We start from the raw sequence: 24,938 nt of genomic DNA, 5'->3' as shown, positions 1-24,938 counted from the left end.
CTTCAGTAATCAGCTGTAGGCCACGCGCTGTGCAAGCGCGAGGCGATGGGCGTAAGTGCGGCGCAGCTGTTCGAGCAGTCGCACCGAATCGGGGTTGTGGGCCAGCGCTTCGCGGATCGTCGCGACATCGCGATCGAGTTCGGCGACGGTGGTTTCCAGGCTGGCCGGCACCGGTGCCTGCATCTCGTCCAGCGCGGCCTGGTACTCGGCAGTGAGTCCCTGCGCTTCGCGCTGCACGAAGGTGGATGCCTGTGCGTTGTCGGCGGCGGGGGCCGTCATCGTGTCGTCGGAGCGTTGACTCCAGACGACCGTGCCGACAACCAGCGCCAGGCTGGCCGCCATCGCAAGTGGCCTGAACGCCATCGGCATGAGCCGGCGCGACGCATGGGGTGCCGCAGGCACCGTCGTGGAAGCTGATTGCGCGGACAGGCGCGTGGCGATGCCGATCCACAGTTCTCGGTCCGGCTCCACGTCGCGGCGCAGTGCGCGCAGCTGCCAGCGCAACGCGTCGGGCAGGCGCGCGTCGTCGTCGGAATGGGCGTCGTGATCGTGCATGCCGTTGTCGTTGGTGCCATGGGTGTTCATGCGTGTGCCTCCAACCGCGACCGCAACAAAGTGCGGGCACGATGCAATTGCGCTTTCGAGCTGCCGACGGCCATGCCCAGCTGCGCGGCGATCTCTTCGTGCTGCCAGCCCTCCACGTCGTACAGCACCAGCACCGCGCGGGCGCGCGGCGGCAGGCTGGCAACGGCGCGTTCCAGGTCCATCGACAGCGCGGTGGTGTGGCCGGCCGAATCGGTGGTGCCGACCAGGTCGAAGACCTCGTCATCGCCGTCGCCTTCGTCCTGGGGCCGGCTCTTGCGGCTGCGCAGGTCCATCAGTGCGGTGTTGACCGCCAGCCGGTGCAGCCAGGTGCCGAATGCGGACTCGAACCGGAACGCCGGCAGCGCCTGCCAGGCGCGGACGAAGGCGTCCTGGGTCAGGTCCTCCGCCCGCGATCCCTTGCCGCCGACCAGCCGGCTGATCACGCCGTGGACCCGGCCGGCGTGGCGGCGGTATAGCGCTTCGAAGGCCGCCACCTCGCCCCGTGACGCCGCGCCGACCAGGGTGTGGTCGTCGTCGGCCCCGGTGGGCGGGGTGTCGTCGGAGGGAGTCGTGGTGGTCACGGCGGCGAGCATAGCCATACAGATGCGGCGGCGGCCTCGGCGGTTTAAGGCGGAGTCGGGCTTGGGTGTGTGGATCGGACACGGTCGGGCCCGGGCATGGCGTTTGCCGTGACGTCCGGCGGTGGCGCCGCGCCGCTTTTCGGCAGAGCATTGATTCTGAAGCGAATCTTCAGCGCGATCGGCCGGGACGCTGTGGTCGCATGGCCGCAGCCCTTGAAATGCCCCGAACCGGCACGATTGCTCTGGGTTCTGACCCGAACTCCGTTCGTTCCTGAACGGATTTCGACCCACTTTGGATCCATCAATGCAACAGTCTGGAACTCCCCGGGGCTTTAGCAGTCCCAGGACCCGACTGCTAAGATCACATCCATGACCCAGAACTCCTCCACCGCCCTCGTCGCCAATAACCTGCCGATTCCAGCCTTCAACGGCTTGGCGGCATTGGGTTCGCTGGAAGCCTACGTCGGCGCCGTGCACCAGATCCCGGTCCTCACCGCCGAGGACGAGCAGGCGCTCGCCCGCCGCTTCCGCGATGAAGAAGACCTCGACGCCGCCCGCGACCTGGTGCACTCGCACCTGCGCTTCGTCGTCCACGTGGCCCGCGGCTACAACGGCTACGGCCTGCAGCTGGGCGACCTGATCCAGGAAGGCAACATCGGCCTGATGAAGGCGGTCAAGCGCTTCGATCCCGAACAGGGCGTGCGCCTGGTCTCCTTCGCGGTGCATTGGATCCGCGCCGAGATGCACGAGTTCATCCTCAAGAACTGGCGCATCGTGAAGGTCGCCACGACCAAGGCGCAGCGCAAGCTGTTCTTCAACCTGCGCAAGTCCAAGACCCGCCTGGGCTGGATGAACGCCGAGGAAGTGCGCGCCGTCGCCGCCGACCTCAATGTCTCCGAACGCGAAGTGCTGGAGATGGAATCGCGCCTGTCCGGTCGCGACATCGGTTTCGACGCGCCCACCGACGAGGACAACGAACACGCCCCGCCGTCGCCGGCCGCCTACCTGCGCGCCGAAGCCGAGGACCCCGCCCAGGCCTACGAACGCGCCGATGGCGAGGACAACCAGCTCGAGCTGCTGCGCGAAGGCCTCGCGGGCCTGGATGCGCGCTCGCGCGACATCATCAAGCGCCGCTGGCTCGACGCCGACAGCAAGATCACGCTGCAGGAACTGGCCGACGAATACGGCGTCTCCGCCGAACGCATCCGCCAGGTCGAGGCGAACGCGCTGAAGAAGATGAAGGCGCTGTTCGCGGCGTAAGCATTGCTCCAGCGATGAATTGAAACGGCCCGGGAAACCGGGCCGTTTTCGTTTCTCCGGGCCTGTCGCGAGTCAGCGCACGACGCAGAAGCAAGGAACCGCCGTCAGTGCTCGCGCGCCCGCGCCACCGGCAGGTGCCAGCCATGGCGGATCGCCATGAAGCGCAGCCCGAAGCACAGCAACGCGCCGATCGCCAGCACTGGCACGTCAGGCAGCTGCCACGCCTTGCCCAGCACCACCACGCCCGCGCCGGCCAGCGCCGCGACCGCATAGAGTTCCGCCTGCAGCACCACCGGCGTGCGCGCCACCAGCACGTCGCGCGCGATGCCACCGCCGATGCCGCTGAGCATGCCCAGCACCGTCGCACTCACCGGCCCCAATCCGAACGCCAGCGCCTTGGTCGCGCCGGACACGGCGAACAGCGCCAGTCCGGCGGCATCGAACACCTGCACCGGATTGCGCATGCGTTCGACCTGCCCGTAGCGGTAGAACGTGAGCAGTCCGGCCAGGCACGAGACACCCAGGTAGCGCCAGTCGCCGAGCGCCGCGGGCGGCGTCGCGCCGATCAGCACGTCGCGCACGATCCCGCCCGAGTTGGCCGCGGCGAACGACAGCACCAGCACGCCGAACAGATCGAGTCGGTGACGCACGCCGACCGTTGCTCCGCTGATGGCGAAGACGAAGGTGCCGATGAAGTCGAGGGCAAGCAGCAGGGTGTCCATGGGTGGCGTCGGTGGTTGTGGCGTCGACAGGATGGCAGTGGGCAAGGCGTCAGGGAATTCCGACCGGGCCGGCACGATTCATCGGCTACCTGGACGAAGCCTGCGTCGCGTCTCGCGCGGTCGCTGCGGGGTTGCGGGCCCACCGGAAGGCGCAAGGAGATTCCTGAAAGGCTGACGTGCCTTTGCGCAAGGGCGAAAAAGAGATTCCGGAAGGCTGACGAGTCCTTCCGGAAGGGAGAAATGCGATTCCGGAAGGCCGGCGAATCCTTCTCTAAGAGTCAGAACGGATTCCGGAAGGCTGGTAAGTCCTTCCGGAAGGGTGAAAAGAGATTCCGGAACGCTGACGAGTCCTTCCGGAAGGGTTGGAACGGATTGCGGAAGGCCGGCAACTCCTTCCGGAAGGGAGAAATGCGATTCCGGAAGGGTGATGAGTCTTTCGGGCGGGGCAAAAGATGATTCCGGTCGCCCCGCGCACATGGCTGGCGGCCTGCCCGGGACTTATCCGGCGTCGTCGCCGTCGCCCAGGATGATCCGCGCGTGCCGCTGGTAGCTCCAGTACGCCCACGTCCAGTTGATCATCACGATCAGGCGGTTGCGGAAACCGATCAGGAACGCGATGTGGATCAGCAGCCAGAACCACCACGCCAGCAATCCCGACAGGCGCAACCGGCCCAGGTGCACGACGGCGGCCATGCGGCCGATCGTGGCGAGGTTGCCGAAGTCGCGATAACGGAATGGCGTTCCCGCCTTGCCCTGCAGCCGTGCGCGGATCGCGCCGGCGACGTGCGCACCCATCTGCTTCGCGGCGGGCGCGACGCCGGGTACCGGCGTGTCGCCGCTGCGCACGCTGGCGAGGTCGCCGGCGATGAACACGTCGGCGTGACCGGGCACGCTGAGATCGGCTTCCACCCGCACGCGGCCGGCGCGATCGCGCGGCGCGTCGAGCAACGCACCCAGCGGCGAAGCGGCCACGCCCGCGGCCCATAGCACCGTGCGCGCGGCGACGCGCTGCGTGCCCAGCGTGTAACCCTCGCCATCGATCGCCGCGACCGGTGTGCCGGTGACGACTTCCACGCCCAGCTTCGCCAGTTGCGCGCGCGCCTTGTCCGAGAGCGATTCCGGGAACGTGGACAGCACCCGCGGGCCGGCTTCGACCAGTCGCACCTTCGCTTCGGCCGGATCGATGTGGCGGAACTCGTTGCGCAGCGTGTGGCGCGCGATCTCCGCCAGCGTGCCGGCCAGTTCCACGCCGGTGGGGCCGCCGCCAACGACGGCGAAGTTCAGCCACGCCGCGCGTTCCTCGGTGCTGCCGGCCGCTTCGGCGCGCTCGAAGGCGAGCAGCAGGCGACGTCGTATCGCCAGGGCATCGTCGAGCGTCTTCAGTCCGGGCGCGTGCGCGGCCCAGTCGTCGTGGCCGAAGTACGCGTGCGTCGCGCCGCTCGCGAGCAGCAGGTAGTCGTAGTCGATGCGTTCGCCGTCGGCGAGGGTGACGTGGCGCGCGGCGGTGTCGATGCCGGTGACGTCGCCCAGTCGCACGTCCACGTTGCGTTGCCCGCGCAGGATGTGGCGCAACGGCGCGGCGATATCGGGCGCCGACAATCCCGCCGTGGCGACCTGGTAGAGCAGTGGCTGGAACAGGTGGTGGTTGTGGCGGTCGACGAGGGTGATGCGGACCCGGTCGCGTGCCAGTGCACGCGTGGCCCACAATCCCGCGAAGCCGCCGCCGACGATCACTACATGCTGCTGGGAAGCCGGCGGAAGATCCATGGCGACATTGTCCCAGAGTGGCGCGCGCGGGTCATGGGCCGGGCGGGCAGGTCGCGCAACGACCGGTACGCGTGCGGATTGGCTATGGCACGGAAATCGGCGAGGCTGCTCCAGTGGATGCCTCCCAGCTGGGTGTCCAGTACGGCGTCCAACAGGGGAGATAACGGATGAGTGCGCAACCGGCCGCCATGGAGGGCGCGTTGCCGACGCGACGGCAGGCAGTGGTCTTTGCGGGCAAGGCGTGGCTGCTGCGTGTTCAACGCGCCGTCCGCGATGCAGTCGACGCGAAGCGACCACGCCGGCACGCGCGTGGCGATGTGCTGGGTTGCGCCCCGGTGCTGGCCGAATTCGAGGCCGCCCTGTGGCCGCGCGAGGACAGCGACGCCGCCTTCGTGGCGGGCAAGATCCACAACCTGCGCGTGGCGCTGCGTTCCCTGCATGGGATTGAAATGCCAGCAGGCGCGGTATTCGGTTTCTGGCGACACGTCGGACGAGCGACACGCCGTCGCGGCTACGTGGTCGGACGCGAACTACGCGAAGGCTGCCTGATCCCGTCCGTCGGTGGAGGCCTGTGCCTGCTGTCGAACGCGATCCACGACTGCGCGGTACGCGCGGGGTTGCAGGTGACGGAGCGGCATCGCCATTCGCGCGTGTTGCCCGGATCGCTGGCGCAGCACGATCGCGATGCCACCGTGTTCTGGAATTACATCGACCTGCGCCTGTGCGCGCCGTTCGCGTGGCGGCTGGAGGTGACGATGGACGCGCGCCGGCTACGCGTGCGCATCCGCGGCGAGCATCCGCGCGGCGCGGTGGCGATGCCAGTGGCGTTGTCGGCGCGCAACGGCGAGGCGGATGCGGTCAACGACTGCCATTCCTGTGGCCAGGATGAATGCCATCGCCGTGTCGGGCCGCAGCCGGATGCCACCACGCGGTTGTGGTGGCTGTCGTCGTCGTGGCCGGAATTCGACGCGTATCTGGCGAGCGAGCGTGTGGACGGTGATCGCGTGATCGGCGCAGGCGGCGAACGCCTGCCATTGCGCACTGGCTGGCGTCGCTGGCGCGAAGCCTTGCTGTGGCGCATCGCGCGCTGGCGTGGCGATGCACTGCCGCAGGTCATGTACGCGCAAGCGCGACGCGAGGCGCGGCTGTTGGCCGCGCGCTTGCGGCCGTCGGACGTGCACGTGGTGGTGCCGCAGCATTTGTTGCCTTTCCTGTGGGGCGATGGCCACCTGGCCGGCCGGCGCTTTGACGTGCTGATGACCGCGCTGCCGATGCCGATGCTGCAGGAACAGCTGGATGCGGCGATGACGCGGCATCGCGGCTGCCATTCGCTCGGCGACTTCCGCGCGCCGGCGGACCTCGTCGACGCGGAAAGTGAAGCGCTGGCCGCTGCCGATGCATGGTTGAGCCCGCATGTCCAGGTGTGCGCCGCAGCCGGCGCGAAGGCGGTGCGGTTGCCGTGGGTGCTGCCTGATGTGTCCGCGCCGCGCGCGCCGCGTGGCCAACGTCCGCGCGTGTTCCTGGCGTCGTCGCCGCTGGCGCGCAAGGGCGTATTCGAGCTGCTTGCGGCGCTGGATGAGGAGGACGTGGAGATCCTGCTGCCGCCGGGCGATGGCGAACCGGTGCTTGAACCCGGTCGCGCGTCGCTGCGGCGCGTTGCGACGTACAACCAGGGCCTCGCGCAGGCCGACGTGGTGGTGTTGCCCGCGTGGGTCGAACACCAGCCGCGCGCGCTACTGGCGGCGATCGCGGCCGGCGTGCCTGTCGTTGCGACGGGCGCATGCGGATTGCCCGATGACCTGGCGTGGCGACGCGTGGTGGCGGGGGATATCCACGGTTTGCGCGACGCGATCCTGGATGGTGTTGCGCCGCCAAGGTAAGCGCCTGGCGGGAGAGCCGGAGGAGGCGCGGCGTGCTGAGGTTCTCGCGGCGTTGCCCGCGCAGCCTGTCGATGTGCGTTAACCAGTCCAGGCGTCGCGGCATTGGGGGAACGAATGCGTACCGGGATCGTGCTTGGAGCGGTGCTGTTGTGGGGCGGCAGTGTCGTGCACGCCGCGGAGCCGCGCGAATGGCCCCAGGGGCAGGCCGCGTTCCGCAATGATCCGCGCTGGCTCGGTGGGGACGGCGCATCTTCGGTCGATCTCGGCGACGGTCGGGTGCTGTGGCTGTTCGGCGACAGCTTCGTCGCCCCCGCTGCTGGCGCGACCCGGCGCGAATCGACGATGGTGCGCAACAGTGTCGCGATCCAGCGCGGCCACGACCTGGCATCGGCCCCGTTGCAGTTCGCCTGGCGTAGCCGCGAAGGCAGGCCGGATGCGTTCTTCCCTTCGATCAACGATGCGTGGTTCTGGCCGGTCAGCGCGCGGGTCGAAGGCAAGGCGCTGCTCATCGCGTTGCTGCAGGTGCAGGCGAGCGGGCAGGGGCTGGGTTTCGCGATCACCGGGACGCGGATCGTGCGCGTCGCCGATTTCTCCGCGGCGCCCGACGCCTGGGTGCTGGCGCCGGTGACGCTGCCGGAGGGTGGCGCCGGATTGGCGATCGGCGGCGGCGGACTGGTTCGCGACGGACGCCACGTGGTGGCGGTGTCGGTGCGCGAGGACGGCTCACACGACGTGGTGCTGCTGCGCTGGAAGCGGCGCGACTTCGCACGCGGCCGGCTCGCGACGCCGGCGTGGTGGGACGGTCGTGGCTGGACGAAAACGCGCATACCCCAGGCAGTGATGCGCGATGTGCAGACCGAGTTCAGCGTGTCGTTCGACGCGCGTTGCCGGCGCTGGCTTGCAGTCAGCACCCGGGGTTTCGGCGCGGCGGATGTGGTCGTGCGCACCGCGCCGCGTCTGACCGGTCCCTGGTCGGCGCCGGTCCTGCTCTATCGGCCGCCGGAATCGGCGGACCACGACCTGATGACCTATCAGGGAAAGGCGCACCCGGAACAGTTCGGGCCGGCACTGACGCTTACCTACATGGTCAACCATGCCGCGTTTGCCGGGCTGCTTGCCGACACCGATCGCCGCATCTACTACCCGCGCGTGCTGCGGTGGCAACCGCAATGCGCGACGCGGCGCCTGACGACCACTGAGCTGCAACCGTAGGGCGGGTCTCGACCCGCCATCGTGGATCCGGTGCGTGTGTGAGAGGCGACGAAGGACAGCCGCGATGGGCGTTGCCACGGCGGGTGAATACCCGACCTGATCAATAGAGATCCATCGGATCCACATCCAGCGACCAGCGCACGCGCCGCGCTTCGGGCGATGCGTGAATGACCGGCAGCGCCGCATCCAGCGCCGCGTGCAACGCACGGCGTTCGGGCGACGACAGCAGCAGTTGCGCGCGCTGGTAACCGGCGCGGCGCGGCATCGGTGCGGGCAACGGCCCGTGCAGTTCGACGGCCTGGCCGTCGCGCTGCAGTTCCGCGCGGGCGGCGCTTAGGAACGCATGCGCCGCCTCGACCTGCTGCGCTTCCGCGCGCAGCAACGCCATGTGTGCGAAGGGTGGGAAGCCGGCGGCCTCGCGCTGGGCCAGTTCGGCGTCGGCAAAGGCGTGGTAGCCGCCGTTGAGCAGCGTCTCGAGCAGCGGGTGCTGCGGATGGTGGGTCTGCAGCAGCACTTCGCCCGGGCGCGAGGCACGACCGGCGCGCCCGGCGACCTGGATCAGCAGCTGCGCGAGTTTTTCCGGCGCGCGGAAGTCGGCGCTGAACAATCCTTCGTCCACGCCGACGACGGCGACCAGCGCGAGGTTCGGCAGGTCGTGGCCCTTGGCCAGCATCTGCGTGCCGACCAGCACGCCTGGCGCATCGCCGAAATCGCGCAGCTGCTGTTCCAGCGCGTCGCGACGCTGCGTGGTGCCGCGGTCGATGCGCACCACCGGCACGTCGGGGAAACGTTTGGCCAGCGCCTCCTCGATACGCTCGGTGCCGGCGCCCTGCGACTGCAGCGCCAGCCCGCCGCAATCCGGGCAGGCATCCGGAGCGGGCCGGCGCGCGCCGCAGTGGTGGCATTGCAGGCGGCGTCCGCCGGCGTGCACGGTCATCGGTGTGCCCTGCAACGGCGTGCTGCAACGCGTGCATTGCGCGCTCCAGCCGCAGTCGTGGCACAGCAGCACGGGGGCGTAGCCGCGCCGGTTCTTGAAGACGAGCGCCTGCCCGCCACTGCGCAACGTCGCGGCGACGGCGTCGAACAGTTCCGGCGACAGTCCGGCATCGAGCGGGCGCTTGCGCACGTCGCACACGCGCACGCGCGGCGGCTGCGCCACGCCCGCACGCTGGCGCAGCCGCAGGTGGGCGTAGCGGCCGGCCTGCGCGTTGCGCAGCGACTCCAGCGACGGTGTCGCGCTGCCCAGTACGATGGGGACGCCGAGCGACTTCGCCCGCACCAGGGCGAAATCGCGGGCGTGGTAACGCAGGCCGTCGAGCTGCTTGAAGCTGCCGTCGTGTTCCTCGTCGATCACGATCAGTCCGGCCTGCGGCAGCGGCAGGAACACCGCCGAACGCGTGCCCACGACCACGCGCGCCTGGCCACGTACGCAGGCAGCCCAGGTGCGCGCGCGCTCGCCATCGGACAGGCCCGAGTGCAGCGCGTGCACCGGCACGCCCAGGCGCTCGCGGAAGCGCCGCAGCGTCTGCGGGGTCAGGCCGATCTCCGGCACCAGCACCAGCGCCTGCCGGCCGCGCGCGAGGCAGTCGGCAATCGCGTGCAGGTAGACCTCGGTCTTGCCGCTGCCGGTGATGCCGTCGAGCAGGATCGGGGCGAAGGTGTCGCGGACGGACAGGATCGTGTCGATGGCGGCCTGCTGCTCGTCGTTCGGCCGCGGCGCGGTGGACGTCGCCAGCGCGGCGACGTGTGTGCCGCTGTCGGCCGGCTCGACTACCACCCGCTCGACCAGCTCGCGCTTGAGCAGGGCGCGCGCAGCGCTGCGCCAGTCTTCCAGCGTGCTCGCCAGGGCGTCCTCGTCGACGGCGCCACCGCGCAGGACTTCGGCCAGCTGGCGCGGGCGGCCGCGCAGGCGTTCGCGACCGGTCTGGCCGGCTTGCGTCAGCTGCCACGCCCAGCGGTCGGTGTCGGCCAGCGGTTCTCCCTGGCGCAGCGGCGCGGGCAGCGCGGCTGCGAAGACCTCGCCCAGCGGCGCGTGGGTGTAGCGGGCGAGCCAGCGCAGGGACTCCAGCAGCTCGCCGTGGAACAGCGGTTGGGCGTCCAGCGACTCGGCGGTCTTCAGTTCGCCAGTGCCGGTGGCGTCGCCCAGGCCGGCGATCACTCCGACCAGCGCGCGCGGGCCGAACGGGACCCGCACCCGGCAGCCGATGTCCGCCGCCGTGGCGACCGTGCCCGCCGGCGGGCGGTAGTCGAACAGGCGTGGCAGCGGAACGGGCAGTGCGACGCGCCAGGTGGCGTCGCCCGCGGCGGCGGGATCGGTCATCGGCAGCAGTGTAGGGGCGGGGTAGCGGGCGCGGGCCGAACGGGCTGCCCAGTGGCGGGCCTGGAGGGAGTCGGCTCCACCGTCATTGCTTCATTGCAGTTGCACGTCATTGTTCCGCGATTTCTGATCAAGGCGATGCAACTGTCGGAAATGAAAGGGAAATCCGGCTTATCCACACCAACTGTGGATAAGTCTGTGGAAGTCGCCGCCACAGAACTGCGCAAACGGCTGAACCTGAGCGCTTTTGACGCGTTGGCGAAAAAAGTGCCAACGCCTAAATTACTTGTTTTATCAATAAGTTAAGCGTGAAACATGGGTGTGGCATCGGCTCAAAAAAAGATCAAACGACCCCGGGTGACGGATTTCTTACTGCTGTGCACAACCGATTTGGCCCGGACCCGCATCACGCTTGGGCGGAACAGCAAATCGCGGGGTGTCAAGGGGGAATTTCCCCGGGCGGGCCCGGGGAAAATGACGCTCGGTGTCAATCCCTCGATCTGGACTGAATACGTATTCAGTCGGCCGATCAGTCCAGCGGACGCAGTACCCGGCGCGTCGCCCGGAAACGCTCGCCGAACCTCGCCACGCCATCGGCCCGCAGGCGTGGGGCGTGGTCGCGGAAGTAGGCCTCCAGCGCGTCCATGCCGATCAGGTGGTACTGCATGCTCAAGCTGGCGCGCCCGGCCGCGGCGGGCGGGTCGGCGACTTCAAGGATCGTCGCGCCGGTGAAGCCGGGCAGGGCCAGGATCTCCTCGACGTGGCCCGCCAGCCAGGCCAGGTAGTCGGCGCGGATGGCTTCGTCCAGGTCGACGTTGACCTCGTAGGTCACGCCGGGGCCGGTCGCGGCGCTCAATGCGTGATCCCCGCGAGGATCGCGAACAGCGTCGCGAACGTCACCAGCACCAGGTAGACGCTGCCGATGACCGCGTAGCGCAGCGTGGTCACCAGCCAGCGCTGGCCGTAGACGCGCTTCTGGGTCAGCAACAGGTACACCGGGATCCACAGCCAGAGCCCGATCATGAGCACGGTGATGGCGATATCCAGCGAAGGCAGGGCATCGGCCAGCGAACTGAGCAGGAACAGCGCCAGCAGCGTGATCAGCAGGTAGGCGTGGCTGTAGAGCGCGACCACCAGGTGCTCCAGGTAGCCGCGCCCGGTGCCCAGGTAGCAGACCTTCAGCAGCAGCGCGAACACCGGCATCAGCAGGAACAGCGTGGTCGGCACCGCGCCGAGGAAGGCCTCCAGGTAGGCGTCCGGATCGCCTTCCATGTGGCGGATGTTGTCCTGCATGCGCCCGATCTTGCGGTTGACCCAGCGGTTGACGAAGCCGGGCAGCCACTTGGCCTCGAGCGGGTTGGTCTTTTCGTTCCACGGCTTGCCGTCGTGGGAGAAGACCACGTTGCCCTCCTGGTCCAACGGGCTGTTGGCGTAGGACGGGTCGGGCGCGGCTGTTTCCTTCTGCGCGGGCGATGTCGCCTTGGATGGCGGGGCGTTGCCGGCGTGAGCGTCGACGGGAGTGTCGACGTGCGCGCCCTGGGGGTGCTTCTTCGCCTCGCGAAGATCGGCGATACGCGTCGCGGCGCTGCCTTCGATGCGAGCGCGCAGCGCGATCAGGCTGGCATCCACGCCGGGGGCCTTTGCGGCTTCGTGCTCACGGACGGCGAGCTTGGCCAGCGCTTTGTCGCGGATGCGGATCACTTCGGCCTCGGACTGCGCCTGGCTGATCGCCGAATCGCCTTCGAAGCGGATGGCGTTGTTGTCCAGGTGCACGGTGAGCCGCGCGACGAAGAAGGTCAGCACGCTCAGGATCAGGAACAGCCGCACCGGCGGCAGGTAGCGCACGCGCTGGCCGGCAAGGTAGTTGAGCGCGACGCGGCCGGGCGCCAGCAGGTCGCGCAGGGTGCGGAAGACGCGGCCGTCGAGGTGCCAGAACGACTCGAACACTTCTTCCAGCGCGTGGCCGAAATGACGCGTCGGGCTGTGCACCGACTGCCCGCAGGCATGGCAGTAGTGGCCCTGCAGGCGGGTGCCGCAGTTCTCGCAGTTCCCGCTGTTGTCGGGTGCGGGTGCGGCTGCGTGCGGCTCGTCCGTTTCGGACATTGTGCTGATCCTGCAAATCTGCCGGCGTTGGCAGGCCGCTAAGATAGCGAGCCGTCGTGACCCGGCGCCAGCGCGCGACATCGGCCCGCGGCTCAGTCAGGCCACCGGACTGTTGCTGCCGCGCCCACGGCCGATAACCGCAGGTCACGGACACAGCCAGGTTCTCGCTCGTCGAGATGGCACGTTGCTGTATGGAGCTTCCGTTTTCCCATGTCCATCGAAACCACGTTGCCGGCCCTGCCGCGCCTGTCCAGCGAAGTGCGCACCACCGCGGTGCTCGCGGCGCCACTGGTGGCCGGGCATGTGTCGACCGGCATGATTGGTTTCGTCGACAGCGTGATCGCCGGCCACCACGGCACCGCGACACTGGCGGCAGTGGCGGTCGGCACGGCGCTGTTCTGGCTGCCGATGATGATTCCGATGGGCACGCTGATGTCGCTGCCGCCGGCAGTGTCGCAACTGGATGGCGCCGGACGTCGCAACGAAATCGGTCCGCTGTTCCGCCAGGCCCTGTACCTGGCGGCGACGCTGGGCGTGGTGTTGTTCGGGTTCCTGACGGTGATCGTGCACGCGCTGGCACCGATGGGGATTGCCGCGGAGATCCGTCCGGGTGCCATCGCTTTCCTGCACGGCATCCGTTGGGGCGTGCCCGGGCTGACGCTGTACCTGACCATGCGCTACCTCAGCGACGGCCTGCACTGGACGCTGCCGACGATGCTGCTCGGCTTCGGCGGCCTGCTGGTGCTGGTGCCATTGGGCTACGCGATGACTTACGGCGTCGGTGGTTTTCCCGAGCTGGGCGCCGGCGGCCTGGGCGTGGCCTCCGCGATCATGATGTGGTCGCAGGCGATCGTGTTCGCGCTGTACCTGTCGCGCGCGCGGCGGTTCGCCGACCTGCAGCTGTTCGTGCGTTTCGATCGCCTGCACGGCCCGACCCTGCGCACGCTGCTGCGCACCGGCCTGCCGATCGGGGTGACGGTGACGATGGAAGGCGGATTGTTCATCGCTACCGCGCTACTGATCGGTCGCCTGGGCGACGTGCCGGTCGCCGCCCACCAGATCGCGATCAATGTCTCTAGCCTGTGTTTCATGGTGCCGATGGGACTGGCCGAAGCCACCACCGTGCGCATCGGCCACGCGATGGGTCGCAACGATCCCGCCGGACTGCGTCGCGCCGCCATGGCCGGCTACGCGATCGTGCTGGGCACCCAGGCGCTGTCGGCGCTGGCGCTGATGCTGGGCAACGACTTCATCGTGGGTTTCTACACGGCGGACGCGACCGTGGCCGGGCTGGCGGCGGGGTTGCTGCTGTACGCGGCGGCGTTCCAGTTCCCCGACGGCGTACAGGTGCTTTCTGCCGGCGCGCTGCGCGGCCTCAAGGACACCCGCATGCCGATGCTGCTCGCCGCGCTGGCGTACTGGGGCGTGGGAATGCCGGTCGGCGCCGGGCTCGGCCTGGGGCTCGGCTGGGGCCCGAAGGGCATGTGGGTCGGCCTGATTGCGGGCCTCAGCGTGGCGGCGGTGCTGCTGTGCGCGCGGTTCTGGCGATCCAGCGGCAAGGTGCCCGGTGCGGTGTAGGGACGGGCTTGGCCTGGTGCCCCGGCGCCACCATCTGTACGACAGGCACGCCCGAGCCGCTGATCCGTTTGCCGCTTGAGGTCACGATGACCTGTGGCGGGTGAAACCGTGACGGCGGGCGGGTAACCTGCCGTCATCGCTCCGGAGTCCCCGTACATGAATACCGTTTCCCGTCGCGGCCCCGTCGCCGAGTTCTTCATCGGCCTGTGGAATGCGATGAATTTCACCCGCCGGCTGATCCTCAACTTCGTGTTCTTCGGCCTGCTGCTGCTGTTCCTGATGTTCGTGCTGTCGCTGCTGTTCGGCGGCGGTGCCCGACCCATCGTCGACCAGACCGCGCTTGTGATTGAACCGCGCGGCCCGCTGGTCGAGCAGTTCAGCCTCGATCCGGCCACGCGCGCATTCAACCAGGTCACCGGCAAGCGCGATGGCGAGGAAATCCAGCTGCGCGATCTGCTGCGCGTACTCGACGCCGCGAAGAACGACAAGCGCATCGAGCGCGTCGTGCTCAAGCTCGACGGCCTGCAGGCCAGCGGCATGGCATCGCTGCGCGAAGTCGCCGCCGCGATCGCCAAGGTCAAGGCCAGTGGCAAGGAAGTGATCGCCATCAGCCAGTCGATGGACCAGAAGCAGTACCTGCTGGCCGCGCAGGCCGGTGAGATCTACCTGGATCCGATGGCGTCCGGTGGCGTGCTGCTGGAAGGCCTCGGCCGCTATCGCCAGTACTACCGCCAGGGCCTGCAGGAAAAGCTCGGTGTCGACGTGCACCTGTTCAAGGTCGGCGAATACAAATCCGCGGCCGAACCCTACGTGCTCGATGCTGCTTCGCCCGCTGCGAAGGAAGCCGACCTGTTCTGGATGAACGACGTGTGGCAGCGCTACCTGGGCGACATCGCCCGTGCCCGCAAGCTCGACGCCGCCAAGTTGGCCGAAGGCATCGACCAGATGCCCGCGGGCATTGCCGCCGCACAGGGCGACGTGGCGAAGTTCGCGCTGTCGCAGAAGCTGGTCGACGGCCTGAAGACGCAGGAAGAAGTCGACGACATGCTGGTCGAGCGCGGCGCCTTTGATGATGACGCCGAAGGCGGCTTCCGCCAGGTGTCCTTCGACGAATACCTGGCCCACCTCAATGCACGGATGAGCCCGGTCGACCCGCGCCCGCAAGTGGCCGTGGTCGTGGCCGAAGGCGAGATCGGCGGTGGCGAACAGCCGCCGGGTGCGATCGGTGGCGAATCCACCGCCTCGCTGCTGCGCGAGGCGCGCGACGACGAGAAGGTGAAGGCCGTGGTGCTGCGCGTGAATTCGCCTGGTGGCGAAGTGTTCGCCAGCGAGCAGATCCGCCGCGAGATCGTCGGCCTGAAGGAAGCCGGCAAGCCCGTCGTCGTCTCGATGGGCGACCTGGCCGCGTCAGGTGGCTACTGGATCTCGATGAACGCCGACCGCATCTACGCGGACGAATCCACCATCACCGGTTCGATCGGCATCTTCGGCCTGATCCCGACCTTCCCGCGTGCGCTGGAGAAGATTGGCGTGCACAGCGACGGCGTGGGCACGACGCGCTTCGCCGGTGCCTTCGACGTGACCCGTCCGCTGCAGCCGGAAGTCGGCCAGGTGATCCAGTCGGTGATCGACAAGGGGTATCGCGATTTCACCGGCCGCGTCGCGCAGGCACGCCACCGCAGCGTCGAGCAGATCGACGCGATCGCGCGCGGCCGCGTCTGGAGCGGTGCACAGGCGAAGGAGCGTGGGTTGGTCGATGCCTTCGGTGGCACCGACGTCGCGATCGAGGACGTCGCCAAGCGCGCCAAGCTGGGCAAAGCCGACGACTACGGCGTGCACTACATCGAACGCTCAGTGCCGCCGTTCGCGCAGTTGTTCTCGGACTTCGTCAGCAGCCGCATCGGCGCCTACTGGATGAGCGAATCCGACGTCGCCCAGGGCCTGGCGCAAGCGGTGTTGCCGCGCGCACTGCCACACGCGGGCGACGACCTGCGCTTCCTGCACAACGTGCTGCAACCCACCAGCGGCGTGCCGGTGAAGTCGCTCGCGTACTGCTTCTGCAACCTGTAGTCGTGCAACGGCTGGACCAAGGGTTCAGTCGCTGAACGCACAACGCCCGGCCAGGCCGGGCGTTGTCGTATCGGGTCTTCGCGGCCGAACTTTCGTAGTCGCGCTCTTCGCAGACGAGTCCTTCGCCACGGATACGAAACGGTCGCGACGGCGACGCTCGTGCGAAGGCGGCTGGCACGCTGACGCCGTGCCGCGTTCTCGCCATGGCGCGCGACCGCGCGCGGCTGCTATTGGCCGGTCGCCGCGTCGATTTCCTTTTGCTGCTTGTCGGCCGCTTCCTGCATCTGGTCCTCGACGCCGCGCGCCTTGTCCATCGGGGCCTTGATCGCCTGCGTAACCGCCGCGGCCTGGGGATCGACGGGCTGCTCCTTCTCCGGAGGCTTGGGCGCGGAACAGCCGGCCAGCACCAGCAACGCACAGCACGACAGCAGTCGGATCATCGCGGCATCCTCGGTTGGGCTGCGGCTATGCTACGCCGGTCGCGCCATCGCGCAGAAGCATCGATCGGAGGAAGCATGGACCCCAAGCGCTGGCGGCTGGATGGACAGCTGGCCCTGGTCACCGGCGGCAGTGCCGGCATCGGTCGTGCGATCGCACGCGAACTGCTGGGCTTCGGCGCGGACGTGCTGCTGGCCGCACGCGACGCGCGGGGACTGGAAACGGCGCGCGCCGAGCTGCTCGAAGACTATCCCGACCGCGACATCAGCACCTTCGTCGCCGACGTCGCCGACGACGAGCAGCGCCGCGAGCTGCTGGACTGGGTGGAGGACTATGGGGACGGCAGCCTGCACATCCTGGTCAACAATGCGGGCGGCAACATCACCAAGGCCGCCAACGACTACACCGAGGACGAGTGGCGGCAGATCTTCGAGATCAACCTGTTTTCCGCCTTCGAACTCTCGCGCTATGCCCATCCGCTGCTGACGAAGCACGCGGCTTCCAGCATCGTCAATGTCGGCAGCGTGTCCGGCGTGACCCACGTGCGCAGCGGCGCGCCCTACGGCATGAGCAAGGCGGCGATGCACCAGATGACCCGCAACCTGGCCGTTGAGTGGGCCGAGGACGGCGTGCGCGTGAACTGCGTGGCGCCGTGGTACATCCGCACGCGCCGCACCTCCGACAAGCTGGCCGATCCGGACTACCTGGACGAAGTGCTGCTGCGCACGCCGCTGGGCCGCATCGGTGAGCCGGAGGAAGTCGCTGGCGCCGTCGCCTTCCTGTGCCTGCCTGCGTCGAGCTATGTCACCGGTGAATGCATCGCGGTGGATGGCGGGTTCCTGCGTTACGGGTTCTGATCGCAGTCGACCGCTTTGTCAGCCTGCCTGGGCGTCCGCACTGCGAGATGCCGCCATCGTCGTAGTCGACACCGTGGAAGGCGATGTGAGTGGGCGTCCGGCGCGCATGCGCTCCGATCCTTGGCGACCTGGCTATCGGCTCGTGTTCCCGCACGTGGTGTCGCGGACGATGCGGCGCAACCGCTGGATCTCCTCCTGCGCCTGGTCGCGGTTCGCGCTGGTGCCGAACTGCAGCGCCGACTCCGCTTCGCGCAGGCGCCTGCGCCAGCTGTCACAGGCAGCACCGTCGGGCACGCGCTGGCAATGGTCGTCCTTCATCTCGCACGCCATTCCTGAGCCGCCTGCGACCACGCCACCGATGCCGGTGGTGGTCAGCGTCACGCAGCGTTGCGGCGGATTGCCGTCCTCGCTGAGGTAACTGTCGTTGTCGTAGGTGTGGCATTCGAACAGCACCGGTGGCGGCAGGCGATCGGCATCCGCGATGGTGGGCTCCTCCGGGGCGGGCGGCGGCGGAGGCGGTGGTGTGGGACGTGGCGCCATTGGCGGTGGTGGCGCTGGTACCGCGGCTGGCGATGCGACTGGCGCCGCAGGCGCGGGAGTGGCGGCGAACGGCGGCGCAGGCGATGCGGGCGCGGCCTCCATCACCTTGCGTTGCTGCTTGTTGCCTTTCGGGCAGGGCGTGTTGTTCTGGATGGTGAGGTTGCCGGCGGCATCGGTGCAGCGATAGATCACAACGCTGTCCTGCGCGGCCGCGGGCGACAGTGCCGCGATGGCCAGGATCGCCATCAGTGCCGCGGTGGCCATGGCGCTCCGGTAATTACCGACGCGTGAGGGAATGAAGTCCCGGGAAAGCCGCTCCTGCGGCGCGTACATCGATCTGCAGTCCTGCAACCCGGCGCTCCGGCGCATCAGCGTCCTCCGCAATCGTTGTTGAGCTGTGCGTCGATGCCGCGGGTGTCGCGGTCGATCTGCGCGCGTTCGCTGGGCTGGGCGATGTTCCAGCGGCGATTGAGTTCGTACCGCTGGTCGCGCAGGCGATCACAGACTTCGGCCTGCGGCAGCGGGTTGCATTCGTCGCGGACCCAGGTGCCGCCGGCGTAGACCGGAACGGGATAGGTCGGCACGGGCGCCGGCATGGGGCGCGGATACGGTTCACCGATGCGGATGTTGCCCCTGACGTGGTTGCCGCGATAGCCGATGTTCGCGCTGTAGCCACCGGAGTACGGATCGCGCGGGTACGGCCAGGCAAGACCTGGGGACAGATAGGGTTCCCAACGCGGCGGGCGGCCTTCGGCGGTCTGGCTGGTGTAGCGCTCGCCGTCGGGGCTGATGCATTCGTACAACGGACGCGGCGGGGTGAGGACGATGTAGCGCGGTGCGGGTTCGCGTGGTGCGGCAGGCACGGCGGCTTCGACCACCGGGCGCGGCGGCGCGTCTTGCGGCCGCACCATCGCGCGGGTTTCCTGCTTCTCGCCGCTGCGACAAGGGGTGTCGCGCAGGGTGAGGTGGTTCTTCGCGTCGGTGCAGCGGTAGATGGTGACTTCCGCTGCGTGCGCCGACGCCGACAGCGCGCCGATGGCGAGGGCGGACACAAGCAGCTGGCGCAGTCGGCTCATGGCGGCATCTTGCGCCCGCGCGTGAGGCGTTGGAAGCCGGTCGCAGCGCGGTGCCGCCGGGCTTTCGTTGCTATTCAGCGGGAGACGACGGGTCCGATGGCATCGGTGGGCGTTGCGCGAATGGCCATCGTGTTGCGAGCGCGGAGTAGGCGGCGGTTGCCCGTCTGTGCCGCCAGCGGGAGCAGGCGCTTCGCGTTGCTCTGCAAGACGTCGGGAAATCCGAGCGAATGCACCGTGCCCTGGATCCAGAAACCCGTCTTCGGGGAACCTCTGAACAAGTCTCGCCCTGTCATCCCGAGCGCAGCGAGGGATCTGCTGCTTCGCCGCGAAAACAGGTCCCTCGCTGCGCTCGGGACGACATTTGACTTTGTTCAGGCCCTGGGCGGAGAACCCGCCAACCGGGAATCCGGAATCAGAGTCGCAACGTGGCACCGCTGAGTGCGTCGCGGATCGCAGTCGGCGCGGCAAGGCCACCGGTTTCGCCGGAACTGACACCGTCCAGGCGCGCGAGCAGCGCGGGGTCGAGCTGCGCCCGGGTGAAAGCCGGCGGTTCGCCGGACAGGTTGGCACTGGTGGACACCAGCGGACCGCCGAAGTGTTCGCACAGCCGCGCGACCGTCGGATGCGCGCTCACGCGCGCCGCGACGCCGGCGTGGTTGCCGGTGATCCAGCGCGGCACGCGCGCGGTGGTCGGCACGATCCAGGTGTTCGGCCCCGGCCAGCTGGCATGGACCGCGCGCAGGCGATCGGCGGAGAGTTTGCTCCAGTCGAGCAGGTCGTCGAACTGCTGCAGCGAGCCGGCGACCAGGATCAGGCCCTTGGCGACGTCGCGCTGCTTGATCGCCAGCAGGCGCATGACGGCGGCTTCGTTGAAGGGGTCGCAACCCAGGCCCCACACGGCCTCGGTGGGGTAGGCGATGACCCCGCCTTCGCGCAGCGTGTTTGCGGCGAGGGTGGGCGATTGCGTGAGTGATTGCGCAGGCGACATGGCGAAGAAGCATAGCCGCCAAGTTGTGCTGGGTGTGCGCCGGATTGAACGGTTCCGGCATGGCGTGTGCTTCTCATGCCCGGACGGCATGACGCGCGATTGCGGATATGGATTGCCAGTGAGCGGGAATCGCGCCGCCGTGAAGCGGCATCGCCGTTGGCGCCGCGCGGATCGCGCGACACCCATCTGTTCGATGACGGACAGACAGGGCATCGTTTGATGCCCTGGTGCCTTCACGACGAAAGTGGACGCCGCCTTACTTCGCGGCCTTCTTCACCACCGACTTGGTCGCCTTCTTTGCCGCGGTCTTCTTCACGGCTTTCTTGGCGACTTTCTTCGTTGCCTTCTTGGCGACCGGCTTGTCGGCTGCTTTCTTCGCCGCCGCCTTCTTGGCCGGTTCCTTCTTGGCGGCGGCCTTCTTGCCGAAGCCGCGACGCATCGGCTTGCCGGTGGTCTCCATCAGCTCCTGCGCTTCTTCCAGCGTCAGCGACGCCGGCTCGCGATCCTTGGGGATGCGGCCATTGAGCTTGCCGTCCGACAGGTACGGGCCAAAGCGGCCGTTGAGCACCTGGATGTCACTGCCGGGGAACTCCTTGATGATCCGGTTGCGCGCGATCTCTTCCTTCTCGTCGATCAGGAACACCGCGCGGGCCAGGTCGATCGTGTAGGGATCGTCTTCCTTTTTCAGCGACGCATACACGCTGCCGCGCTTGGCGAACGGACCAAAGCGACCGATGCCGACGCTGACTTCGTCGCCATTGCTCTCGCCCAGCTTGCGCGGCAGCTTGAACAGCTCCAGCGCGTCGGCCAGTTCGATGGTGTGCATCGACTGGCCGGGGCGCAGCGAGGCGAATTCCAGCTTCTCGTCGGTGTCCTTGTCGCCGATCTGCGCATACGGCCCGTAGCGGCCCAGGCGCACGCTCACCGGCTTGCCGGACTTGGGATCGGTGCCGAGCTCGCGCGCGCCGGTGGCTTCGCTGCGATCGACCGATTCGGTCTTGTCGTCGACCAGTTCCTTGAACGGGCCCCAGAACTTCTCCATCAGCGGAACCCACTCTTCCTCACCGCGCGAGACGGCGTCGAGCTCGTCTTCCATCTTCGCGGTGAAGTCGTAGTCGACGTAGCGGGTGAAGTGGCTGCTGAGGAAGTTGGACACCGCGCGACCCACGTCGGACGGGCGGAAGCTGCGGCCTTCCATCTCGACGTACTTGCGGAACAGCAGGGTCTGGATGATCGACGCATACGTCGACGGCCGGCCGATGCCGTATTCCTCCAGCGCCTTGACCAGTGCCGCTTCGGTGAAGCGCGGCGGCGGCTGGGTGAAGTGCTGGTCGGCGTGGATGCGGTCGAGCGGGATGCGGTCGCCGGTCTTCATCGCGGGCAGCTTGCGGCCTTCGTCCTCGTCTTCCGACGTCTTGGTGTCCTTGCCTTCCTCGTACACGGCGAGGAAGCCGGGATCGACGACCGTGGTGCCCGACGCGCGGAAACTGTGCTCGCTGCCCGCGGCGAGATCGACGCTGACGGTGTTGAGGGTCGCCGGCACCATCTGCGATGCCACGGCGCGTTTCCACACCAGCTCATACAGCTTGCGTTCGTCGTCGCTGAGGAAGCGCGCGACCTGCGACGGGGTGCGCAACGCCGAGGTCGGGCGGACGGCTTCGTGGGCTTCCTGCGCGTTCTTCGACTTGGTGGTGTAGGTGTTGGGCTTGTCGGGCAGCGCACGGGTGCCGTAATCGCGCGCGATCACGTCGCGGATTTCGGTCAATGCATCGACCGACAGATTGACCGAGTCGGTACGCATGTAGCTGATCAGGCCGACGGTGCCTTCCTCGCCGATCGCCACGCCTTCGTACAGCTTCTGCGCGACCTGCATGGTCTTGCGCGTGGTGAAGCCGAGCTTGCGCGACGCTTCCTGCTGCAGGGTCGAGGTGGTGAACGGCGGCGACGGACGGCGCTTGCGTTCCTTGCTGGCGACGTCGGTGACGTGCAGCGCACCGGCAGCGGCCTTGACCAGGCGCTGGCGGGCGGCGTCGGCGTCCTCGCCATTGGTGATGGTGAACTGTTCGAACTTCTTGCCGTCCAGCTTCGTCAGCTTGGCGGTGAACGCCTGCGACGGATGCAGGCACTCGGCTTCGACCGACCAGTATTCGCGGGCGATGAAGGCTTCGATCTCCTCCTCGCGCTCGACGATCATGCGCAGCGCCGGCGACTGCACGCGGCCGGCGGACAGGCCGCGCTGCACCTTGCGCCACAGCACCGGCGACAGGTTGAAGCCGACCAGGTAATCGAGGGCGCGACGCGCCTGCTGCGCATCGACCAGGTCGCTGGCGATGTCGCGCGGCTGGGTCATCGCTTCCTTGATCGCGCGCGGCGTGATCTCGGTAAAGACCACGCGCTGCAGGGTGCGGTCCTTGAGCAGGCCGCGTTCGCGCAGGATCTCGGCGATGTGCCAGCTGATGGCTTCACCTTCGCGGTCCGGGTCGGTCGCCAGGTACAGGTGTTCGGCGGCCTTGGCGGCCTTGGCGATGGCGTCGACGTGTTTCTCGTTCTTCTCGATCAGGTCGTAGCGCATCGCGAAGCCGTTCGCCGGATCGACCGCGCCCTCCTTGGGGACCAGGTCGCGGACGTGGCCGTAGGAGGCCAGGACGATGAAGTCCTTGCCGAGGTACTTGTTGATCGTCTTGGCCTTGGCGGGCGATTCGACGATGAGGAGGTTCTTGGCCATGGGGGGGCGGGGGTTTCCGTGCGGGCCCGGGGGCAATACCCAATGGGAACGCCAAACGCAGCTGGAGAAGGCAACGCCCACGGCCTGGGGCCGTGGGCGTGGCGGTGTTGTTCTTTTTTTAGTGGAATCACGAGCCGACCCGCGCTGTCAAGCACGGTCGGCCCGAACTGCGGCGCCAGCCCCCGGCCTGGGATCGGATCCGGCCGGGGTTCGGGCTGGGTTCGCCGGGGTTTCCGGCTGGAGTTTCCGGTCCGGGATCTCCAGCCTGAAACTCAGCCGCCGCGACCGGCGAAGGCCGGCACCATGACCGCGGCAATGATCGCGAAGTAACCCAGGATCGCCAGCACACTCAGGCAGATGAGCACGATCGCGACCGCGCCGAGTTCGCGCCGCTGCCTTTCGGGGTGGGCAGTGTAGGCCCACTTGTCCACCACCAGGGTGCCCGCGACCATGTCGTGCAGCCCGCGTTTGCGATCGGTAAAGCCGGCCATGATGTAGCCGATGTACAGGGTGAAGTAGCACAGCAGGTGCGAAGCCCAGCGTCCCAGCGCCTGGCCGCGGGCCAGCCGGTGGCCGTCCGAGTCCGTCACCTTGATGCCGACGGCGAGCTTGCCGAGCGTGGCCTGCAGCGACGAGGACTCCATGCTGATGTAGTAGAGGCCGCTGATCAGCGGATACATCAGGTAGGCGCCGATCATCAGCGCGGCGAAGCCCAGGCCCATGCCGTCCGCACCGGCTCCGGAGAGCCCGACCACGCCGAACCCGGCGATCATCGCCACGATCATCACGATGTAGAAGGCGATGCCGACCAGGAAGCCATCGATGCACAGTGCCGCGTAGCGCTTCCAGAAGCCCGCATACACCACCTCGCCACCGCCGACGTAGTTGCCGTCGGATTCCTGCACGCTCGCGCGTGGCGGCGCATAGGGCGAATACGGCTGCGTGGCGGATGGATCGGCGCTTGATGCGGCGCTGGCGGTAACGGGCCGGACCACCGGTTCGGCGATGGCGTAGGGATTCACGCCCGCGGAGAGGGTGCTGCTCGACGGCGCAGTGTCCGCGACCGTCGTGGTCTTCGCTTCGGGGAGGTCCGCTTTGGGAAGGTCCGCTTCGGGAAGGGGTGCCAGGCCCTGCGCTTCACCCAGTACCTCGCCCATCACGTCCTGCCACGGCTGCCATTGCAGCAGGCCTTCGCGCCACACCAATGTGTCGAGTCGCAACTGGCCAGAGGCGTGCAGCTGCGCGAGGTCGCTGGCGGCGACCGGGCCGTGGCGGTTGCGGTCGTAGTCGCTGTAATACCACTGGGTCATCGGTCGATCCTCTGCATCGTCATGCGTGTCGGTTGCAGCGTGTCAGTTGCACTGTGGCGGTCGCAGCGACGGCGGCAGGTCAGGCGCGGAGCAGCGCACCTGGGCATCGCCGTCGGGCGACAGCGTTACTTCATAGCGGAACGATTTGCCGTCGAGCTGCGGACCCTGTCGCAGGAACGCGACGTCATACGTGCAGCGCTGTTCGCCGGCTTCGCGCAGGTTCGTGGTGTAGTAACCGGACAGGCCGGAGTCGCGCACTTCCACCGACTCCAGCTCGAAGGTGTCGGGGCAATAGCCGTTCTTCAGGTAGTAGGTCGACATCGCGCGTTGCAGCAGGGTGCGGACCTTGCCGTCCGATTCGGCCATGGCATCGGCATCGAACGCCGGTGGCGCGGCGGCCGCGGCTTTTTTCGCACGCTCGACGTAGTCGTGGTACGCGGGCAAGGCAATCGCGGCGAGGATGCCAACCAGCACCACGAACGCCACCGCGCCGATGATCAGGGCGAGCAGGCAGCCCGACATCCGTTTCTCCGGCTGCGCGGACGAAGCCTGCGTCGCCCGCATGGCTGGAGTCGTCGGCATTGGAGCCACGCGTGGCGGCAAGGGCGGCGGGCGGGTCGTGTCGGGGGTGACCGAGTCCAGGTCCAGTTCGACGGCCAGCATGCGCAGTGGCATCCACTCGCGCATGCCTTCGCACCACACCAGGGTGTCGGATTCGATCTGCCGGTCGCGGAAGCGCTCGCGCAATGTACTGGCCGAAAAAGGCCCGACGCGGCCCGCGCCCGGGTCGTGGTAGTACCAGTCGTTCATTGCATCCCCTTGGCGCGCGGGAGGGCCGGCGCCGTCGGGCAGCGTAATGGATTACGCGCCGGAAAGAGGCGTTTGGTGCGAAGGCGTCAAAGCCGGGATTGCAGCAGCGGGTCGACCGG

General features: G+C 68.2%; 21 protein-coding genes. 7 read left to right on the top strand and 14 right to left on the bottom strand.

Translation table 11 applies throughout. The annotated features are described in order from the left end of the window. Window positions 1–9 precede the first annotated feature (9 nt). Together ACYVD7_RS14185 and ACYVD7_RS14180 are read right to left on the bottom strand one after the other, a co-directional pair. Window positions 10–585: a hypothetical protein gene (locus ACYVD7_RS14185; RefSeq protein WP_460764498.1), complete on the bottom strand. Its 576-nt coding sequence runs from the start codon at window positions 583–585 to the stop codon at window positions 10–12. After that, on the bottom strand, window positions 582–1,178 hold the full coding sequence (locus ACYVD7_RS14180) for an RNA polymerase sigma factor (protein ID WP_460764549.1): 597 nt from the start codon (window positions 1,176–1,178) through the stop codon (window positions 582–584). Before ACYVD7_RS14180 ends, ACYVD7_RS14185 begins: the two co-directional genes overlap by 4 nt. A gap of 357 nt (window positions 1,179–1,535) precedes the next feature. Here ACYVD7_RS14180 and rpoH point away from each other — a divergent pair, with 357 nt between their 5' ends. After that, complete coding sequence (gene rpoH, locus ACYVD7_RS14175) at window positions 1,536–2,426, top strand: RNA polymerase sigma factor RpoH (protein WP_460764496.1); 891 nt, start codon at window positions 1,536–1,538, stop codon at window positions 2,424–2,426. Window positions 2,427–2,530: 104 nt separating this feature from the next. Here the strand turns inward: rpoH and ACYVD7_RS14170 are convergent, their stop codons facing one another. Next, complete coding sequence (locus ACYVD7_RS14170; protein ID WP_460764547.1) at window positions 2,531–3,148, bottom strand: trimeric intracellular cation channel family protein; 618 nt, start codon at window positions 3,146–3,148, stop codon at window positions 2,531–2,533. Window positions 3,149–3,646: 498 nt separating this feature from the next. Beyond that, complete coding sequence (locus ACYVD7_RS14165) at window positions 3,647–4,915, bottom strand: NAD(P)/FAD-dependent oxidoreductase (RefSeq protein WP_460764494.1); 1,269 nt, start codon at window positions 4,913–4,915, stop codon at window positions 3,647–3,649. Between the two features lie 167 nt (window positions 4,916–5,082). On the opposite strand from ACYVD7_RS14165, the gene ACYVD7_RS14160 reads away from it, so the two are divergent. Together ACYVD7_RS14160 and ACYVD7_RS14155 are read left to right on the top strand one after the other, a co-directional pair. Further along, window positions 5,083–6,795: a VanW family protein gene (locus tag ACYVD7_RS14160; RefSeq protein ID WP_460764491.1), complete on the top strand. Its 1,713-nt coding sequence runs from the start codon at window positions 5,083–5,085 to the stop codon at window positions 6,793–6,795. 114 nt (window positions 6,796–6,909) lie between these two features. Beyond that, complete coding sequence (locus tag ACYVD7_RS14155; protein ID WP_460764489.1) at window positions 6,910–8,007, top strand: DUF4185 domain-containing protein; 1,098 nt, start codon at window positions 6,910–6,912, stop codon at window positions 8,005–8,007. Window positions 8,008–8,107: 100 nt separating this feature from the next. Here ACYVD7_RS14155 and ACYVD7_RS14150 read toward each other — a convergent pair whose 3' ends face one another. Continuing rightward, complete coding sequence (locus tag ACYVD7_RS14150) at window positions 8,108–10,327, bottom strand: primosomal protein N' (protein ID WP_460764487.1); 2,220 nt, start codon at window positions 10,325–10,327, stop codon at window positions 8,108–8,110. Between the two features lie 51 nt (window positions 10,328–10,378). On the opposite strand from ACYVD7_RS14150, the gene ACYVD7_RS14145 reads away from it, so the two are divergent. Further along, the gene (locus tag ACYVD7_RS14145; RefSeq protein WP_460764485.1) at window positions 10,379–10,630 is read left to right on the top strand and encodes a hypothetical protein; all 252 of its coding nucleotides are present in this window, start codon (window positions 10,379–10,381) and stop codon (window positions 10,628–10,630) included. 223 nt (window positions 10,631–10,853) lie between these two features. Here the strand turns inward: ACYVD7_RS14145 and ACYVD7_RS14140 are convergent, their stop codons facing one another. Both ACYVD7_RS14140 and ACYVD7_RS14135 read right to left on the bottom strand, forming a co-directional pair. Continuing rightward, on the bottom strand, window positions 10,854–11,180 hold the full coding sequence (locus ACYVD7_RS14140) for a DUF4286 family protein (RefSeq protein ID WP_460764483.1): 327 nt from the start codon (window positions 11,178–11,180) through the stop codon (window positions 10,854–10,856). After that, on the bottom strand, window positions 11,177–12,427 hold the full coding sequence (locus tag ACYVD7_RS14135; RefSeq protein WP_460764481.1) for a DUF3667 domain-containing protein: 1,251 nt from the start codon (window positions 12,425–12,427) through the stop codon (window positions 11,177–11,179). Before ACYVD7_RS14135 ends, ACYVD7_RS14140 begins: the two co-directional genes overlap by 4 nt. Window positions 12,428–12,637: 210 nt before the next feature. Between ACYVD7_RS14135 and ACYVD7_RS14130 the strand changes: the two genes are divergently transcribed. Both ACYVD7_RS14130 and sppA read left to right on the top strand, forming a co-directional pair. Beyond that, window positions 12,638–14,005 (top strand): MATE family efflux transporter, encoded by a 1,368-nt coding sequence (locus tag ACYVD7_RS14130; RefSeq protein WP_460764479.1) that lies wholly within the window; start codon window positions 12,638–12,640, stop codon window positions 14,003–14,005. Between the two features lie 156 nt (window positions 14,006–14,161). Further along, window positions 14,162–16,075 (top strand): signal peptide peptidase SppA, encoded by a 1,914-nt coding sequence (gene sppA / locus ACYVD7_RS14125; protein WP_460764477.1) that lies wholly within the window; start codon window positions 14,162–14,164, stop codon window positions 16,073–16,075. Window positions 16,076–16,302: 227 nt separating this feature from the next. Here the strand turns inward: sppA and ACYVD7_RS14120 are convergent, their stop codons facing one another. Next, window positions 16,303–16,515 (bottom strand): hypothetical protein, encoded by a 213-nt coding sequence (locus ACYVD7_RS14120; protein WP_460764475.1) that lies wholly within the window; start codon window positions 16,513–16,515, stop codon window positions 16,303–16,305. Between the two features lie 75 nt (window positions 16,516–16,590). On the opposite strand from ACYVD7_RS14120, the gene ACYVD7_RS14115 reads away from it, so the two are divergent. After that, entirely contained in the window at window positions 16,591–17,370 is a 780-nt protein-coding gene (locus ACYVD7_RS14115; protein ID WP_460764473.1) for an SDR family oxidoreductase, read from the top strand. Between the two features lie 132 nt (window positions 17,371–17,502). On the opposite strand, the gene ACYVD7_RS14110 is transcribed toward ACYVD7_RS14115, so the two are convergent. The 6 genes from ACYVD7_RS14110 to ACYVD7_RS14085 form a co-directional block, all read right to left on the bottom strand. Continuing rightward, window positions 17,503–18,243 (bottom strand): DUF4124 domain-containing protein, encoded by a 741-nt coding sequence (locus ACYVD7_RS14110; protein WP_460764471.1) that lies wholly within the window; start codon window positions 18,241–18,243, stop codon window positions 17,503–17,505. Between the two features lie 35 nt (window positions 18,244–18,278). Then, a complete protein-coding gene (locus tag ACYVD7_RS14105) occupies window positions 18,279–18,986 on the bottom strand; it encodes a DUF4124 domain-containing protein (protein WP_460764469.1) in 708 nt (235 codons plus the stop codon). Between the two features lie 412 nt (window positions 18,987–19,398). Continuing rightward, on the bottom strand, window positions 19,399–19,974 hold the full coding sequence (locus ACYVD7_RS14100; RefSeq protein WP_460764467.1) for an L-threonylcarbamoyladenylate synthase: 576 nt from the start codon (window positions 19,972–19,974) through the stop codon (window positions 19,399–19,401). A 256-nt stretch (window positions 19,975–20,230) separates the two neighbouring features. Further along, entirely contained in the window at window positions 20,231–22,699 is a 2,469-nt protein-coding gene (locus tag ACYVD7_RS14095) for a DNA topoisomerase I (RefSeq protein WP_460764465.1), read from the bottom strand. A 272-nt stretch (window positions 22,700–22,971) separates the two neighbouring features. Further along, window positions 22,972–24,009, bottom strand: coding sequence for an RDD family protein (locus ACYVD7_RS14090; protein ID WP_460764463.1), 1,038 nt, complete (start codon window positions 24,007–24,009; stop codon window positions 22,972–22,974). A 42-nt stretch (window positions 24,010–24,051) separates the two neighbouring features. Next, window positions 24,052–24,819, bottom strand: a complete 768-nt coding sequence (locus ACYVD7_RS14085) for a GYF domain-containing protein (RefSeq protein WP_460764461.1) — start codon at window positions 24,817–24,819, stop codon at window positions 24,052–24,054. Window positions 24,820–24,938 lie beyond the last annotated feature (119 nt).

The sequence above is a fragment of the Lysobacter fragariae genome (assembly GCF_054779775.1).
This window is presented reverse-complemented; position numbering and strand designations above follow the sequence as displayed.

Excerpts from the sequence above, each read along its gene's own strand:
- ACYVD7_RS14185 (WP_460764498.1), bottom strand. The coding sequence starts at position 585 with ATGAACACCCATGGCACCAACGACAACGGCATGCACGATCACGACGCC.
- ACYVD7_RS14180 (WP_460764549.1), bottom strand. The coding sequence starts at position 1,178 with ATGCTCGCCGCCGTGACCACCACGACTCCCTCCGACGACACCCCGCCC.
- rpoH (WP_460764496.1), top strand. The coding sequence starts at position 1,536 with ATGACCCAGAACTCCTCCACCGCCCTCGTCGCCAATAACCTGCCGATT.
- ACYVD7_RS14170 (WP_460764547.1), bottom strand. The coding sequence starts at position 3,148 with ATGGACACCCTGCTGCTTGCCCTCGACTTCATCGGCACCTTCGTCTTC.
- ACYVD7_RS14165 (WP_460764494.1), bottom strand. The coding sequence starts at position 4,915 with ATGGATCTTCCGCCGGCTTCCCAGCAGCATGTAGTGATCGTCGGCGGC.
- ACYVD7_RS14160 (WP_460764491.1), top strand. The coding sequence starts at position 5,083 with ATGAGTGCGCAACCGGCCGCCATGGAGGGCGCGTTGCCGACGCGACGG.
- ACYVD7_RS14155 (WP_460764489.1), top strand. The coding sequence starts at position 6,910 with ATGCGTACCGGGATCGTGCTTGGAGCGGTGCTGTTGTGGGGCGGCAGT.
- ACYVD7_RS14150 (WP_460764487.1), bottom strand. The coding sequence starts at position 10,327 with ATGACCGATCCCGCCGCCGCGGGCGACGCCACCTGGCGCGTCGCACTG.
- ACYVD7_RS14135 (WP_460764481.1), bottom strand. The coding sequence starts at position 12,427 with ATGTCCGAAACGGACGAGCCGCACGCAGCCGCACCCGCACCCGACAAC.
- ACYVD7_RS14130 (WP_460764479.1), top strand. The coding sequence starts at position 12,638 with ATGTCCATCGAAACCACGTTGCCGGCCCTGCCGCGCCTGTCCAGCGAA.
- sppA (WP_460764477.1), top strand. The coding sequence starts at position 14,162 with ATGAATACCGTTTCCCGTCGCGGCCCCGTCGCCGAGTTCTTCATCGGC.
- ACYVD7_RS14120 (WP_460764475.1), bottom strand. The coding sequence starts at position 16,515 with ATGATCCGACTGCTGTCGTGCTGTGCGTTGCTGGTGCTGGCCGGCTGT.
- ACYVD7_RS14115 (WP_460764473.1), top strand. The coding sequence starts at position 16,591 with ATGGACCCCAAGCGCTGGCGGCTGGATGGACAGCTGGCCCTGGTCACC.
- ACYVD7_RS14110 (WP_460764471.1), bottom strand. The coding sequence starts at position 18,243 with ATGTACGCGCCGCAGGAGCGGCTTTCCCGGGACTTCATTCCCTCACGC.
- ACYVD7_RS14105 (WP_460764469.1), bottom strand. The coding sequence starts at position 18,986 with ATGAGCCGACTGCGCCAGCTGCTTGTGTCCGCCCTCGCCATCGGCGCG.
- ACYVD7_RS14100 (WP_460764467.1), bottom strand. The coding sequence starts at position 19,974 with ATGTCGCCTGCGCAATCACTCACGCAATCGCCCACCCTCGCCGCAAAC.
- ACYVD7_RS14095 (WP_460764465.1), bottom strand. The coding sequence starts at position 22,699 with ATGGCCAAGAACCTCCTCATCGTCGAATCGCCCGCCAAGGCCAAGACG.
- ACYVD7_RS14090 (WP_460764463.1), bottom strand. The coding sequence starts at position 24,009 with ATGACCCAGTGGTATTACAGCGACTACGACCGCAACCGCCACGGCCCG.
- ACYVD7_RS14085 (WP_460764461.1), bottom strand. The coding sequence starts at position 24,819 with ATGAACGACTGGTACTACCACGACCCGGGCGCGGGCCGCGTCGGGCCT.